Source organism: Tepidiforma sp., assembly GCF_034433535.1.
GTDB lineage: Bacteria > Chloroflexota > Dehalococcoidia > Tepidiformales > Tepidiformaceae > Tepidiforma.
On the sequence record NZ_DAOUAO010000207.1, the window covers coordinates 13,391 to 26,984 of the forward strand.

General features: G+C 70.8%; 15 protein-coding genes and 3 tRNA genes. 10 read left to right on the forward strand and 8 right to left on the reverse strand.

Going from position 1 to position 13,594, the window contains the following annotated elements; translation table 11 throughout:
• Nucleotides 1-80: 80 nt before the first annotated feature.
• Together VAE46_RS10865 and VAE46_RS10870 are read right to left on the reverse strand one after the other, a co-directional pair.
• Complete coding sequence (locus tag VAE46_RS10865; protein WP_322796958.1) at nucleotides 81-1,712, reverse strand: CHAD domain-containing protein; 1,632 nt, start codon at nucleotides 1,710-1,712, stop codon at nucleotides 81-83.
• 50 nt (nucleotides 1,713-1,762) lie between these two features.
• Nucleotides 1,763-2,542 (reverse strand): SDR family NAD(P)-dependent oxidoreductase, encoded by a 780-nt coding sequence (locus tag VAE46_RS10870; protein ID WP_322796959.1) that lies wholly within the window; start codon nucleotides 2,540-2,542, stop codon nucleotides 1,763-1,765.
• 131 nt (nucleotides 2,543-2,673) lie between these two features.
• On the opposite strand from VAE46_RS10870, the gene VAE46_RS10875 reads away from it, so the two are divergent.
• A complete protein-coding gene (locus VAE46_RS10875) occupies nucleotides 2,674-3,861 on the forward strand; it encodes a CaiB/BaiF CoA-transferase family protein (RefSeq protein ID WP_322796960.1) in 1,188 nt (395 codons plus the stop codon).
• An 88-nt stretch (nucleotides 3,862-3,949) separates the two neighbouring features.
• Here the strand turns inward: VAE46_RS10875 and arsM are convergent, their stop codons facing one another.
• Both arsM and VAE46_RS10885 read right to left on the reverse strand, forming a co-directional pair.
• Nucleotides 3,950-4,804, reverse strand: coding sequence for an arsenite methyltransferase (arsM, locus tag VAE46_RS10880; protein ID WP_322796961.1), 855 nt, complete (start codon nucleotides 4,802-4,804; stop codon nucleotides 3,950-3,952).
• 53 nt (nucleotides 4,805-4,857) lie between these two features.
• Nucleotides 4,858-5,451, reverse strand: a complete 594-nt coding sequence (locus VAE46_RS10885) for a uracil-DNA glycosylase family protein (protein ID WP_322796962.1) — start codon at nucleotides 5,449-5,451, stop codon at nucleotides 4,858-4,860.
• A gap of 43 nt (nucleotides 5,452-5,494) precedes the next feature.
• Between VAE46_RS10885 and VAE46_RS10890 the strand changes: the two genes are divergently transcribed.
• The 5 genes from VAE46_RS10890 to lipB all read left to right on the forward strand — a co-directional run bounded on the left by VAE46_RS10890 (nucleotide 5,495) and on the right by lipB (nucleotide 9,620).
• A complete protein-coding gene (locus VAE46_RS10890; RefSeq protein WP_322796963.1) occupies nucleotides 5,495-6,415 on the forward strand; it encodes an SMP-30/gluconolactonase/LRE family protein in 921 nt (306 codons plus the stop codon).
• A 127-nt stretch (nucleotides 6,416-6,542) separates the two neighbouring features.
• Nucleotides 6,543-7,379 carry an FAD-dependent thymidylate synthase gene (thyX, locus tag VAE46_RS10895; protein ID WP_322796964.1) on the forward strand — a complete coding sequence of 279 codons (837 nt, stop codon included), beginning with the start codon at nucleotides 6,543-6,545 and terminating at the stop codon, nucleotides 7,377-7,379.
• Nucleotides 7,376-7,597 (forward strand): hypothetical protein, encoded by a 222-nt coding sequence (locus VAE46_RS10900; protein ID WP_322796965.1) that lies wholly within the window; start codon nucleotides 7,376-7,378, stop codon nucleotides 7,595-7,597. Before thyX ends, VAE46_RS10900 begins: the two co-directional genes overlap by 4 nt.
• 138 nt (nucleotides 7,598-7,735) lie before the next feature.
• Nucleotides 7,736-8,908, forward strand: a complete 1,173-nt coding sequence (locus VAE46_RS10905) for a biotin/lipoyl-containing protein (protein WP_322796966.1) — start codon at nucleotides 7,736-7,738, stop codon at nucleotides 8,906-8,908.
• 13 nt (nucleotides 8,909-8,921) lie between these two features.
• Complete coding sequence (lipB, locus tag VAE46_RS10910) at nucleotides 8,922-9,620, forward strand: lipoyl(octanoyl) transferase LipB (RefSeq protein WP_322796967.1); 699 nt, start codon at nucleotides 8,922-8,924, stop codon at nucleotides 9,618-9,620.
• 33 nt (nucleotides 9,621-9,653) lie between these two features.
• Here lipB and VAE46_RS10915 read toward each other — a convergent pair whose 3' ends face one another.
• The 4 genes from VAE46_RS10915 to VAE46_RS10930 all read right to left on the reverse strand — a co-directional run bounded on the left by VAE46_RS10915 (nucleotide 9,654) and on the right by VAE46_RS10930 (nucleotide 12,837).
• Nucleotides 9,654-10,403: a YebC/PmpR family DNA-binding transcriptional regulator gene (locus VAE46_RS10915; protein ID WP_322796968.1), complete on the reverse strand. Its 750-nt coding sequence runs from the start codon at nucleotides 10,401-10,403 to the stop codon at nucleotides 9,654-9,656.
• A 146-nt stretch (nucleotides 10,404-10,549) separates the two neighbouring features.
• The gene (locus VAE46_RS10920; RefSeq protein ID WP_322796969.1) at nucleotides 10,550-11,092 is read right to left on the reverse strand and encodes a hypothetical protein; all 543 of its coding nucleotides are present in this window, start codon (nucleotides 11,090-11,092) and stop codon (nucleotides 10,550-10,552) included.
• Nucleotides 11,089-12,267, reverse strand: coding sequence for a hypothetical protein (locus tag VAE46_RS10925; RefSeq protein ID WP_322796970.1), 1,179 nt, complete (start codon nucleotides 12,265-12,267; stop codon nucleotides 11,089-11,091). The genes VAE46_RS10920 and VAE46_RS10925 overlap by 4 nt, the downstream gene beginning before the upstream one ends.
• Nucleotides 12,268-12,303: 36 nt before the next feature.
• Nucleotides 12,304-12,837, reverse strand: coding sequence for a winged helix-turn-helix transcriptional regulator (locus VAE46_RS10930; protein WP_322796971.1), 534 nt, complete (start codon nucleotides 12,835-12,837; stop codon nucleotides 12,304-12,306).
• A 242-nt stretch (nucleotides 12,838-13,079) separates the two neighbouring features.
• On the opposite strand from VAE46_RS10930, the gene VAE46_RS10935 reads away from it, so the two are divergent.
• The 4 genes from VAE46_RS10935 to VAE46_RS10950 all read left to right on the forward strand — a co-directional run.
• Nucleotides 13,080-13,154 (forward strand) — tRNA-Thr (locus VAE46_RS10935).
• Between the two features lie 37 nt (nucleotides 13,155-13,191).
• A tRNA-Tyr gene (locus VAE46_RS10940) sits at nucleotides 13,192-13,278 on the forward strand.
• 47 nt (nucleotides 13,279-13,325) lie between these two features.
• A tRNA-Thr gene (locus VAE46_RS10945) sits at nucleotides 13,326-13,401 on the forward strand.
• Between the two features lie 60 nt (nucleotides 13,402-13,461).
• On the forward strand, nucleotides 13,462-13,594 hold a 133-nt coding region (locus VAE46_RS10950), incomplete at its 3' end, for a GTP-binding protein (protein WP_322796972.1).

Consider the following 13,594-nt stretch of genomic DNA (forward strand, 5'->3'; position numbering starts at 1 on the left):
TCCGCTTTCCGACCCGGCCGGGTCTGCGCGGGCGGCGGTGGGTTCGGATGCCCGGGAGGGAAGGATACAGGCGGCGCGGGCTAGGAGCGATCCCCCCGGCGGGCGGGCGCGGCCTTCGGTGACGCGGCTGCGGGCGCCGGGACCGGCCGCTGGGCCTCCATGAGCTTGAGCAGCCGCTTCCATTCCGGGCCGGTGATGCCCTTGTAGACGGCCGGGAAGCGGGCTCGCAGCTCGGCGGCGGACTGGCGGTAGCGCTCGGCGAGGATGCCCATGGCCATGAGCGTGGCGGGCTCGAGCCTGCGCCCGGCCGACTCGGCAAGCTCTTCGAGCATTTCGATGGCGACGTAGGCGTCCTGGTGGAGGCCGAGCACGTCCTGGAGCGCGGTCACGCGGGCGCTGAAATCGAGCGCCGGCCGGCCGTAGATACCGTTGCCCACGAACTCGAGGGCGTAGCGCAGCTTCTTCGCCTCGATGCGCAGGAGGTGGTAGGCATCGGGCGGGGAGCTCTTCTTGATGCGGTCGCCGAGGCGGCGGACCGTGCGGTAACGCCGCTCGACGAGGTCGGGGGCGACAGCGAGGATCGGCACCCGGCCGGGCGCGAAGGAGCGAGGCGGGCCGGCGCAGAGGGCGGCCGCAAAGCGGTCGCAGAGGCGCTCGTAGCGGCGCGAATCGAGGGCCTGGAGCATGCGGCGGCGGGCGGCATCGCGGCGGCGCTGGAGGAGCGCTTCGATGGCATCGAGCGTGTGGGCGCGCTCGGGCGGGAAGCCGGCGCGCCATTCCTCCATACGTTCGAGCTGGACATCCAGGTCGCGGACCTCGCCGAGGGCACGGGCCACCCAGCCGAACTGGTCGCGGAAGGCGAGCAGGCGCGGCGAGAGGTACGGCCGGAAGGCGGCCATCGCGGCGCGCAGGCGGCGGGTAGCGACGCGCATATCGTGGAGCGCTTCGATGTCTTCGCCGAGCCGGGTGCCGGGCTCGTTGGCGAGGAACACCCGGAACTGCTTGCGCAGCACGGCATAGGCCACCTGGCCGGCGGTCATGGAGGGGTCGACCGCCTCGGGGCCGAAGTCGGGGGCCGGGGGCGGGCGGAGGCCGGTCGCCACGAGGGCCGCTTCGAACTTGGCTGTGGTGGCCGGCCCGAGGCTGCAGGCCGCAACCATCGCATCGACGAAGGGCCGCACGCGGTCGAGGGCCCCGGGGGCAACCTCGACTTCGACACGGGTGAGGCGCGCTGGCTCCTCGCCCTCAAGGGGGATGGCGGTCTCGTCGAGGGCGACCTCGGCGAGCGGGCCCTCGCCGTCGGCGACGTGGTACGTGGTGCGCGTGGTGACCAGCCGGAAGAGCGGCTGCAGCGGCTGGCGGCCGCAAACGGCGCGCAGGGCGTCGCCGGCCCGCCCGGGGGCGGCGAGGGGGTCGGCTTCGGGCCCCGTGAGGGCCGCGGTGATCTCCCGGCGGGAGCGGATGCCGCCCTCGGCCTCGGCCATGGCCTTCAGGGTGAGCTCGGCGGTGCCGTCCTTGCGGCGCAGGCGGCAGGTGTAGCGGGCGCGGTGGATGCGCCAGTCGGGGGTATCGAAGTAGGTGTCATCGAGGGTCGCGGTGCCGGCCGGCTCAACGCTGATGCCGGGTAATGCCCCGGATTCGAGCCAGCGGGCGACGGGGCGCGTGTCGAGCGCGGAGAACTGCCATTCGATTTCCTGCGTTGCTTCGCTCACCGCCCCATCATAACGGGCAGTTCTCGGAGACGCGTGAACGGCGCGCCACCTCAGGCGCGGCGGATGGTGAGACCGCCATCGACCGGCAGGGCGACCCCCGTGACGAAAGACGCGGCCGGCATCGCCAGCGAGAGGGTGAGGTGGGCAACCTCCTCAGGAAGGCCGTAGCGGCGAAGGGCGGTGCGCTGGTGGGCGTACTTCTGCTTGGCCTCCTCGGGGATGGTCTCGGTCATGCCGGTGCGAATCGGCCCGGGGCAGATGCAGTTGACCGTGATGCCCTCCTTGCCGAATTCGAGGGCGAGCGAGCGGGTGAGGCCGATGACCCCGTGCTTGGCAGCGGTATAGGCGCTGTGCCCCGGGGTGGCGCCGAGGCCCTCGGTGCTGGCGATGTTGATGACCCGCGGGCTGTTCGAGCGCCGCAGGTGCGGCAGGGCGGCGCGGATGGTGTAGGTCATGGCCGTGAGGTCGACGGCGAGGGTGCGCGCCCAGGCCGCGTCGTAGGCCGGGTCTTCGAACGGGACGGCGGCGGAGATCCCGGCGTTGTTGACGAGGATATCGAGGCCGCCGAACTCGGCGACCACGGCCTCGATGAGGGCTTCGACGGCGGCACGGTCGGAGACGTCGCAGGCCCAGGCGCGGGCGATGCCGCCAGCCGCGCGGATCTCGGCGGCGACCGCTTCGACCGGTTCGGCGTTGACATCGACGGCGGCTACGCGGGCACCTTCGTCGGCGAAGAGGATGGCGGTGGCGCGGCCCATGCCGCTTCCGGCACCGGTGATGAGCGCGACCTTGCCTTCGACGGAACGGCTGAGCTGGCTGAGACGGGGCATGCGGGACTCCTGCCGGGATGGGGCTGGGGGAGGTCTACCGTGCCGGGGCGGGGGATGCAAGCGGTTGCGCGGGGCGCGGCGCGCCAGCATGCTACCGGGGCAGATTTCGCCCCTACAGGAGTTGCGCGCAGATGGTGATGGCACTCGACGGCATCAAAGTCCTGGACCTTTCGCGGCTGGCGCCGGGGCCGCACTGTTCGATGCTGCTGGCGGATTTCGGCGCCGATGTGACGCTCGTCGAGGCGGTCCCGGGGGCCTCGGCGAAGCTGGGTACCACCGGGGTGCGGCGGAGCGAGGCGGCGGAACGCGCGGCGGCGTTCAACGCGCTCGGGCGCGGCAAGAAGTCGATCGCGCTGAATCTGAAGGAGGAGGAGGCGCGGAAGATTTTTTACCGGATGGTGGAGGACGCGGATGTGGTAATCGAGGGGTTTCGGCCGGGCGTGGTGAAGCGGCTCGGCGTCGATTATGACACGCTCTCGAAGATCAACCCGCGCATCATCTGCTGCTCGATCTCCGGGTTCGGCCAGACGGGGCCGTACGCCAACCTGGTGGGGCACGATATCAACTACATCGCAATCGGCGGGGCGCTTGGCGTGACCGGGCGGCCGGAGCAGGCGCCGGCGATCCCGGTCAACCTGCTGGCGGACTTCGCGGGCGGCGGCCTGACCGCGGCCTTCGCCATCTGCCTGGCGATCATCGCCCGGGAGAAGACGGGCCGCGGCCAGAACATCGACGTCGGCATGAGCGACGGGGTGCTTTCGCTGATGACCAGCGCCTTCAGCCACTACTTCTCGACGGGGCAGCCGATCCGGCCGGGCGAGTACCTGCTCAACGGCGCGGCGCCGTTCTACAACACCTACCGCTGCGCCGATGGTCGCTGGTTCTCGATCGGGAGCATCGAGCCGCACTTCTGGGCGAACCTGTGCAAGCTGCTCGGCACCGAGGACCTGCTTCCGCACCAGTTCGACCAGGCGAAGTGGCCGGAGATGATCGAGCGGTTCGCCGGCATCTTCGCCACGAAGACCGCGGACGAGTGGATGACCATCCTCTCGCAGGAGGATGTCTGCGCGGCGCCGGTGCTCGAGATGGAGAATGTGGTGACCAACGAGCACAACCTGGCTCGCGGCATGGTCGTCGAGCTGGATTCGCCGGTGGGGAAGGTTAAGCAGATCGGCGTGGCGCCGAAGCTGAGCGAGACGCCGGGGATGCCGCGTTCGACGGCGCCGCTCATTGGGCAGCACACGGACGAAATCCTGGCGGGCCTGGGGTACACCGCCGAGCAGATTGCGTCCCTGCGCGAGCGGGGCGTGGTGGGCTGAGACCCGGCCGGGACCAACGCGAAAACCGCGGGGCCGCCCAAATTGGGCGGCCCCGTTGCTGTGCGCCGGGGGGCGGGGGCAGCGACGCCTAACAGCAGACGCAGCAGCCGGCCGCCTCGCCGGGGGCGGGCTTGCGGGCGGTGACGTTCGCGGACGCGATGCCCTTGCCGCCGGGGTATTCGCTCGCGACCGACTGGACATCGACGAAGCCGGCGGCCCGGATGTGGTCGAGGTACTCGCTCTCGAGGAGTGCGCCGGCGATGCAGCCGGCCCACTTCTCCATGTCGGACCGCACCTCGTCGGGCACCGGGCGGGTCCAGACGATGTCGGAGACCTGGAGGCGGCCGCCGGGCTTGAGGACGCGGAAGGCCTCGCGGAAGACCTGCGCCTTATCCGGGGAGAGATTGATGACGCAGTTCGAGATGACGACGTCGATCGACTCGTCGGGGATGGGCAGGTGCTCGATTTCGCCAAGGCGGAACTCGACGTTGGCAGCCCCGATCTTTTCGGCGTTGGCGCGGGCCAGGCGGACCATCTCGGGAGTCATGTCGACGCCGTAGACGCGGCCCGAGGGGCCGACCATCTTCGCGGCGAGGAAGCAGTCGATGCCGCCGCCGGAGCCGAGGTCGAGCACGACCTGGCCGGGCTCGAGCGCAGCGATCGCGGTGGGGTTGCCGCAGCCGAAGGCGACATCGGTCACGGTCGAGGGGAGATCCTCGATGGCGGCGTCGCGGTACAGCTCGGCGATGCGGGTGATGACGGGGTCGTCGGCGGCGGGAGCAGCTTCGCCGCAGCAGGACGAGGCGGCGGGGGCCGGTTCGCAGCAGGACCCGACATCAACCAGCGGGATGACGTCGTCGGACTCGGCGCGCTCGAGGACGGGGCGGACACGGCCGGCGTAGGCTGCGGAGACGGCAGCGCGGATTTCATCGGCGGTGGGCACTGGGGCAACCTCCTGAAGGGTGGCGTCATCGTAAAATTACGATGATGTGCCCGTCAAGAGTGCCCTCCCGGGAGGGCGCGCACGAACTCCCCCAGCCGGCGCCAGTCGTCCAGCTGGAGGTCGAAGGCGCGGGCTGCCTGCGAACGCGCGCCAGGGTGGTAGAGCGGGAACAGCCAGCGTCCCTCCCAGGGGACGTGCCGGGCCACGGCCTCGCGCAGGGCGAGCCCGTGCGGTGCGAGCCGCTCCAGGGCGGCGAGGGCGGTGCGGCCCAGCGGGACGACGACGGAGGGATCGGCGGCGGCGATGGCGGCCGCAAGCCAGGCGCCACAGTTCGCAACTTCGCCGGCGCCGGGCGGGCGGTTGCGGCCGCGGGCATCGAGGGGCAGGCAGAGGACGGCGTTGGTCACGGCGACGTCGGCGAGCGAAAGGCACACGCCTGCGAGGAAGCGCGCGAAGCGGCGGCCGGCTTCATCGCCGTGGAACGGGACGCCCGTTCGGCCGGCGCCGAGGCGGCCGGGCGCTTCGCCGATGAACAGCAGGCGCGCCGCGCGGCCGGGTGGGACGAGCGGCGGCACGGCGGACCCGGGCACGACGCGGGGGCAGCGGCGGCAGGCGCGCACCGCCGGGAGGGGGTCGCACACGGGCACGGCGGGCGGGTAGGATGCGCGCAGTTCGCAGGAGGCAGGAGCGATGGAACCGCGGATTATCGCGACCGGGCTGGAATTCCCCGAGGGGCCGGTGGCCCTCTCCAACGGCGACGTCATTGTGACCGAGATTGCGGCAGGGCGGCTCAGCCGTGTCAAGCCGGATGGGACGGTCGAAGTGCTGGCGGTGACGGGCGGTGGCCCGAACGGCGCGGCGCTGGGGCCGGACGGCGCGCTCTACGTGACGCAGAACGGCGGCTTTGAGTGGCACCGGCGGCCACTGCCGGATGGCTCGACCGGGCTCTTCCCGGGCGAACAGCCGGCCGATTACCGCGGCGGCGCCATCCAGCGGGTTACCCTCGCCGGCGAGGTCTCGACTCTGTACACCGAGTGCAACGGCATCCCGCTCAAGGGCCCGAACGACCTCGTCTTCGACCGTGAGGGGAACTTCTACTTCACCGACCTCGGCAAGAATCGGCCGCGCGAGAAGGACCGGACCGGCGTGTACTACGCCTCGCCGGACGGCAGGTTCATCCGCGAGATCATCTTCCCGATGGAGGGGCCAAACGGCATCGGCCTCAGCCCGGACGAGAAGACGCTGTACGTGGCCGAAACCCCGACCGGGCGGGTGTGGGCGTACGACGTGCAGGCGCCGGGGCAGGTCGCGAACGGGCGGGTCATCGGGACCGTGCCGGGTGTGCCGCCGTGGGGCTATTCGTTCTGCGATTCGATGTGCGTCGACGCCGAAGGGAACGTGATCGTGGCGACCATCCTCAACGGCGGGCTGACGATGTTCTCGCCGGACGGCTCGAAGGTGCAGCACTTCCCGTGCCCGGACCTGCTGACGACGAACGCCTGCTTCGGGCCGAACCTGACCTCGCTCTACGTGACGCTGAGCTCGACCGGGCGGCTGGGGGTGTTCGACCAGTGGCCGACGAAGGGGCTGAAGCTGAACTTCGCGGCTTGAGAGCGACGACTTCGCCCGCGCGACATAGGCCCTGCAAAGCGTTCAGATTGACACCGCGGCTCTTAGCCGGAGAGGCCGCCGACGGTACACTTGCTCGCCTAGAACCCCGGCCGAAGGAGTCCCCGCCATGGCCATCCAGGTGACGCTGCTTTCGCACAGCCCGGACCCGCTCCGCTCGCTCTACATGGCCTACCGCACCTGCTACTCGAGCCTGACGCCGCAGCAGGTTGCGCGCCGCATCGAGGATGAGCGCATCACCCGTGAGACGATGGAGGAGTTCGTCCGGGAGCGGTTGAAGACTGGGCATGTGAGTCCGCTGGAGCAGGTCTGGTTCGAGTTCGCCATTTCGGGGGTGAGCCGGGCGTTTTCGCACCAGTTCGTGCGCCACCGGGTGGGGATTTCGTTCGAGCAGCAGAGCCAGCGGTATGTGACGTACAAGCGCGGGGAGTTCCCGTACACCGTCCCGGAGACGGTGCGGAAGGCCGGGATGGAAGGCGAGATGCGGGAGCTGTTCGAGCGCGTCGGGGAGTTGTACGAGGCGATGGTGGAGGCGGGGGTGCCGGCTGAGGATGCGCGCTTCCTGCTGCCGAATGCGACGAACACGAACTTCAAGATCACGGTGAACTTCGCCTCGCTGCTGCACATCTGCGACCTCCGCCTGTGCACCAGGGCCCAGTGGGAGTTCCGCAAGGTGGCGGCGCTGATGCGGGCGGAGGTGATGCGGGTCGACCCCATCCTTGGGCGGATGCTCCAGCCGAAGTGCGGCGAGCTTCGCCTCGGGTACTGCGATGAGACCGAGAAGGACTGGGCTGCCTGCCCGATTGGGCGGGTGCGGCCGCACAAGGAAGTGCTGTTCCGCATCTACGAGCAGTACCGCAAGGGGGAGCTGCAGCCGCTGCGCGAGGAGGACTGGGCTGCCATCGAGGCCGCGGAGGAGCCGGAACCGGAGCCTGCGGGCGGGTGAGACCGCTGCTGCGCGGGCGGGCGGCGGCGGGGGCGCTGGCCGCGGTGGGGGTCGTCTCGCTGGGGTGGGGCATTGCGGCCGGGCGCGAAGGTCTTGCGATGGCGGGCGGGGTCGCGCTGGCGGGCGTGGCGGTTGCCTACCTGCTGCCGCGGTTGCCGGGGCTTCGGACCGGGGCCAACCCGGAGGAAGGCGGCGAATCCAGCGACCGACCGGAGTAGCGGCGCCAGTCTGCGGGCTGCACCCGGTGGTCACCGGGCTGTTACGGGGCCGTCTGGGCGGCCGGCCGCGGGTCCGTACGCGCGGGTGCCGGGAGGGTCGATATTTGCAGTGGGCGATCTTGCCCGCGGAGCAGCACGATGGTTGCAGTGGTGCGCGTGCCGGACCTCGGCGGCGAGATGGTCGGGGGCGTGGTTGCGGAGTGGTACCGCGCCGACGGTGCGGAGGTCGCTGAGGGGGAGCCGGTGTGCCGGCTGGAGTGCGACTTCATCGCGTTCGAAATCGAGGCAAGCGCGGCGGGGGTGCTGCGGCACCGCCGGCCGGCGGGCAGCATCGAGCGGAAGGGGGCGGTGCTCGGGCTGGTGATCGCCCGGGGCGAACCGATGCCGCCCGAGGAGGCGGTGCGGGCGCTTGAGGCGGCGGCGCTCGAACGGGCGGCACGCGCGAAGCCTGCCCCGCCGCAAGCGGCGCCCACACAGCCGCCTGGGCCTGCCCCGGCATCGCGCGCGGAGGCAGCCGGCGTAGAGGCCGAACGTGAACGACCCCCGGTAGTCGTGCCGTTCCGCCGCGCCGCTGGAGAGGACGAGTCCCGCGGGCATGTACCTGACGGTGAGCGGGCGGAGCCGCTGCCGGAGCCGGGCGGCGAGATCCCGGGCCTGCCGCTCTGGAAGGATGAGGAAACGGCCGCCCGCGCGCCGAACGAGGAGCCACCGGCAGGGCCAGCCACGGTCGCGGATGCACCCCCGGCAGATGCCGACCCGCGGGTGGAGCGGTTCGGCCGGATCGCGCGGGAGGCGGCAGCCAGCGCGGAGGTCCTGAGCGCCTGCGCGCGCGTGAACTGGTCGCGTGCTCGGGAGGCGGTTGCGGCACTGGCCGAGGAGTGGGCGCCCTTCGGCCCGAAGCCAACCGTGGAGGACGTCGCCGTGCGGGCGATCGCGCGGGCACTGGCGGAGCACGGGGTGGACGCGGGGCCGGCGGGCCTGGTCGTGGTCGAACCCGGGAGCGACTGCTCATATGCGGTGGAGGAGCCGCTGGCGTCGGAATTCCGGCAGGTCATCCAGGGGCGGGCGGCCGGGGGTGCCTCGTTCGAGCGGGCCGGCTGGATGGTCGTTTCGCTGATGCAGCTGGGCATCGAGCGGATCGAGCCCCGGCTGGCAGGCGGGAGGCTGGCGTTCGGGCTCGGCGCGGACGCCAACGGCGAGGGAACGATCACGATGCGCTTCGAAAGCACGATGCTGGGTGAGGGAGACGCTGGCCGTGTCCTTGCTCGCGTGCGTACGCTGGTGGAGAACCCCTACCGCCTCTGGGCGTGAGGAGCAGCAGGCGATGACCGGAGACGGTGCCCGTTCGGTTTCGGTGTACCAGCTGGGCACCACCTCGTATGGGGAGGTGCACCGACTGCAGCAGCGGCTCCAGGCGGCGCGGCGGGCCGGCTCGGGGGTCGATACGCTGCTGCTCACGGAGCACCGGCCGGTTTTCACGCTGGGCCGGAGCCACCCGCAGCCGAACCTGCGCGTCAGCGAGGAGGTCGTGCGGCAGTACGGCATTGACATCGTGCAGACGGAGCGCGGGGGCGACATCACCTACCACGGGCCCGGGCAGCTGGTGGCCTACGGCATCATCGCGCTCAAGGGCTGGGGCATCGGCGTGACCGACTACCTGGCGGGCCTCGAAGAGACGGTGATCGGCGTGCTCGCCGACTGGGGCCTGCGGGGCGAGCGGTCGCCGCGGGGGCGTGGCGTCTGGGTGGAGGGCAAGAAGATTGCCTCGGCGGGGCTCAACGTGCGCGGCTGGGTGACGATGCACGGCATCGCCCTGAACGTCGACCCGGACCTGGGGCATTTCGAGCTGATCAACCCCTGCGGGATGCCGGATGTCGAGATGACGACGATGGCGGCCGAGGTGGGGCGGCAGGTCTCGCTCGAGCAGGTGCAGGAATCGTTCATCTACCACTTCGGCCGGGTGTTCGAATGCACGACCAGGGTGGCGCCGGTGCCGGGGCGGGAGCGCGCGAAGCAGCGGTAGGCGCCCGGCCGAATGAAGCAGCCCGGCAGCGAATCAGCCGGCGTAGCTTGCAACCGCCTCGTCGCTGAAGTCGGCGTTGGAGTAGACGCGCTGGACGTCTTCAAGGTCTTCGAGCGCTTCGATGAGGCGGAGGACCTGGTGGGCGGTCTTCTCGTCGAGCTCGATGGTGGTCTTCGGGATCATCGCGAAGTCGGCGTTCTCGACGTGCAGGCCGGCGGCCTCGAGGTTGCGGCGGACGGCTTCGAGTGACGCCGGGTCGGTGCGGACCTCGATCGCGTCGCCCTGGATTTCGACGTCTTCGGCGCCGGCATCGATGGCCTGAAGCGCGAGGTCGTCGGGGTCGCGACCCTCGGTCGGGATGGTGATGATGCCGCGGGGTTCGAACTGCCAGCTGACGGAACCGGATTCGCCGAGGTTGCCGCCGGCGCGGGAGAACTGGTGGCGGACCTCCGAGACGGTGCGGTTGCGGTTATCGGTCAGGGCCGAGACGAGGATGGCGACTCCGCCGGGGCCGTAGCCCTCGTAGGTGATTTCATCGAGCTGATCTTCGCTGGCGCCGCCGGTGGCCTTCTGGATGGCGCGCTCGATGTTGTCGTTGGGCATGTTGGACGCGCGGGCGCGCTGGATAGCGAGGCGGAGTTTGAAATTGGCAGCCGGGTCGGGCCCGCCCTGGCGTGCGGCCTGCATGATTTCGCGGGTGAGCTTGGTGAAGAGGGCGCCGCGCTTCTGGTCGTTGGCGCCCTTCTGGCGCTTGATCTGGGCCCACTTCGAATGGCCTGCCATCGGCGGTACTCCGGTGGTGAGGTAACGAGCTGTGCCTCCGAGTGTAGCGAGGGTCAGGCGTTGCGGCGAAGGCCGGCGGGGTACGCGGCGCGGGCGGAAGCAGCAGCGATGCTGCGGAGGAAGCGCCTGCCAGGCGCGATGACGAGTCAGACCGAGCGGATGCCGTCGATGCCAAGGGCGACGCCGATCGCGACGAGGATGCCGGCAAGGAGGCGCGCGAGACCATCCATGGCGTGGCCCGCCCGGCCAGCGCGGCCGAGCAAAAGCAGCGCGGCGGCTGCCAGGACAGCGAGGACGACTGCCACGGTGCCAGGCGCGCCCTCGCTGGCGGCGGTGGTCACGACCGCAGCCATCCCGGCGGGCGACAGCAGGAGCGGGACACCAAGGGGGAAAAGGTCGGCGAGGGGGTGGTGCCAATCGACCGAGCGTGCAGGGGCGCCGAGGACGATGGTCGCGGCCCCGGAAACGGCCATGACGATCCCCGCTGCCAGGCGGAAGGATTCGGGCTCGACGCCGAGCCAATCGACGATCTCGCCGGCGAAGGCTGCCATGAGGCTGTAGGCAGCGATGGACAGGGCGGTGCCGGAGAGGACGACGCGCAGGGGCACGGCGCGGGGCCCGGCGGCGCTCGCCGCGACGAAGGGGTTGACGGCCGCGAGGATCGCGACGATGACGAGGGAGGTGGTCACGGCTGGCTCCTGGATTCGATCATCTGGCTGGCAATGAGGAGGGCGGAGAGGGCATGCTGCTGGTCATCCATGCGTGTGACGCCCCCGGTGAACCACGCGCCCCGTGCCCGCTCCGGATTGGGCGCTGCGTCAGCTTCTGCGGCCGATACCTGCCGGTCGGCGAGGATGCCGGCGATGCAGGCGAGACGTTCGTCGACCGCGGGCAGCAGGTGTTCGAGACGGGGGTCGGCGAGCGCCGCCTGGCGGAGGCCGGCCAGCCCTTCGCCCCAGGTGCCGGCGCCTGCGGCCCTCGCCTGCCGCCCGCGGGTGAGTTCGGACCGGCGGGAATCGCGACGTGCGGACTCGGCGCGGACGAGGAGGCCGAAGCGGCCGGCCAGGCGTTCGAGGTAGGCCACTTCGGAATTAGTGATGCCCCAGGCGGCCATCTCGCCGAAGCCGTACGCGGCCCACTGGTCGGCCCAGGGCGGGTACTTGAGGCCTTCGACGCGGTCGCGGTCCTCGGCGAGGTAGCGCGCGACCCGGCGGGCGGGCTCGTCCCAGCCTTCGCCGGGGAAGATGCGGTGCATAAGGGTGAGCGCCCAGAAGGCTTCTCCGGTGGCGTAGCGCGAACGTTCGCCGGGGACCGGGGCGTTCACAGCGGGGTCCCAGCGGTTGAGGAAGGCGCCATCGGGGAGCTGGAGCTCGAGCATGCCGCGGGCGAGTTCGCGGGCGAGGCCGTCGTAGCGGGGGTCGCCGGTGGCGAGGCGGCGCTGGAGGAGGCCGGCGAGCATGAGAGCGCTGGCGCCGAGGCGGACGCTGCCGTCGGCAGGGTCGCGGAGGGCGGCCCAGCCATCGTGGTGGAACAGGTTGCGGAGCATCCATTCGAGGCCGAGGTCGGCGGGACGGAGGGCGGACGGTTCGCCGGCGGCAGCGAGCTGGTAGAGCGACATAGTGACGCCGGCGTGCCGGACGACGTTGTAGCCGGGGAGGTCGGTGTCGTCGTCGATGCTGTACTCGTAGACGTAGCTGCCGTCGGGGTACTGGTTGGCGGCGATCCAGTCGGCGGCGAGGAGCGCGGCGGCGCGGGCGTCTTCCGCGGTGATGGCCGGGCAGTGCTGGGGCGCCAGCAGGGTGGAGCGGAGGATGGCGGCGCCGACGGCCCAGGCGGCGAAGGTGGCCATGAGGTAGCGGCGCATCGCGGGGGGAGGATAGCGGAACCGGTGTTTGCGGGGCTACGCGTGCGCGGCGGCCTCCTCAGCGGCCCGGCAGAGACGGTCGATGACCGGAAAGAGCTCTTCGCCGCGGGGAGTGAGGAAGTAGAGCGAAACCGGGGGGTAGGAGTGTTCGATGGTGCGCTCGATGAGGCCGGCAGACTGGAGGTCCTTCAGGGCGAGTGTGAGGGCGCGCGGGGTGATGCCGGGCAGTTCGGCGCGGATCTGGTTGTAGCGCCGGTCGCCGCGGCCGATGGCCACCAGGACGAGCATCGGCCACTTCTTCAGGGCGAGCGGGACGACGTTCATCGCCACGACAGCATCGACGCACGCGAGGCAGGCGGCCCCGACGGCTTCGCCGAGGGGAGTGAGGGTGCAGACCGTGCCGCGCGGGGTGCGGGTGCGGACGATGACGCCAGCGGCTTCGAGGCGGCGGAGGGTTTCGCCGAGGGTATCGCGGCTGGCGCCGAAGGCCTGCTGGAGGTCGGTGACGCGCTGCGGGCCGTCGCGCGAGATGCGGCCGACGGTCGGGACCGACCAGCGGTAGTGGAACATGCGGATGGCGGGCAGGAGCGAGCCGATGGGGAGACCTCACAGGCGTTCTACGCCCGGTATACTTTTCCTGCAAGAGGGCGGGGCGTGCGGCTTCGATGGTGCCGCGCCGGGCGGCGAGAGGGAAGGGGGCGGTGCACCGCGGATGCTTGCCAAAGCGCGCGGGCAGGTTCATACTTAGGGCTTGATCCGCTGCGGCGGATCGTTTTTGTGTTGGAATCCGCTGGGGTTCCCGGGACGGTCCGGCCCGGGTGGCGCAACGGCAGCGCATCCGATTTGTAATCGGACGGTTAGGGGTTCGAATCCCCTCTCGGGCTCCAACACAATGGCCGGGCGTGCAAGCGCCCGGGGCGTTATGGAGAGATGGCCGAGTGGTTAATGGCAGCAGACTGTAAATCTGCCGCGCTTCGCGCTTCGTAGGTTCGAATCCTACTCTCTCCACCAACCATGTTCCGCCGTCGGCCCCGGGCATGCCGGGCCGGTTGTGCAGCGCCCTCATAGCTCAGCAGGCAGAGCGCGTTCTTGGTAAGAACGAGGTCTCCAGTTCGAATCTGGATGAGGGCTCCAGTGCGGATTCCTGGCGGCCGAGGCCGCCAGTATTTCATCGGCCCGGAGGGCAGGTAACCCATGGCGAAGGCGAAATTTGAGAGGACGAAGCCGCACGTCAACGTTGGCACGATTGGGCACGTTGACCACGGGAAGACGTCGCTGACGGCGGCGATCACGAAAGTGCTGGCGCTCAAGGGCGAAGCGGAGTTTC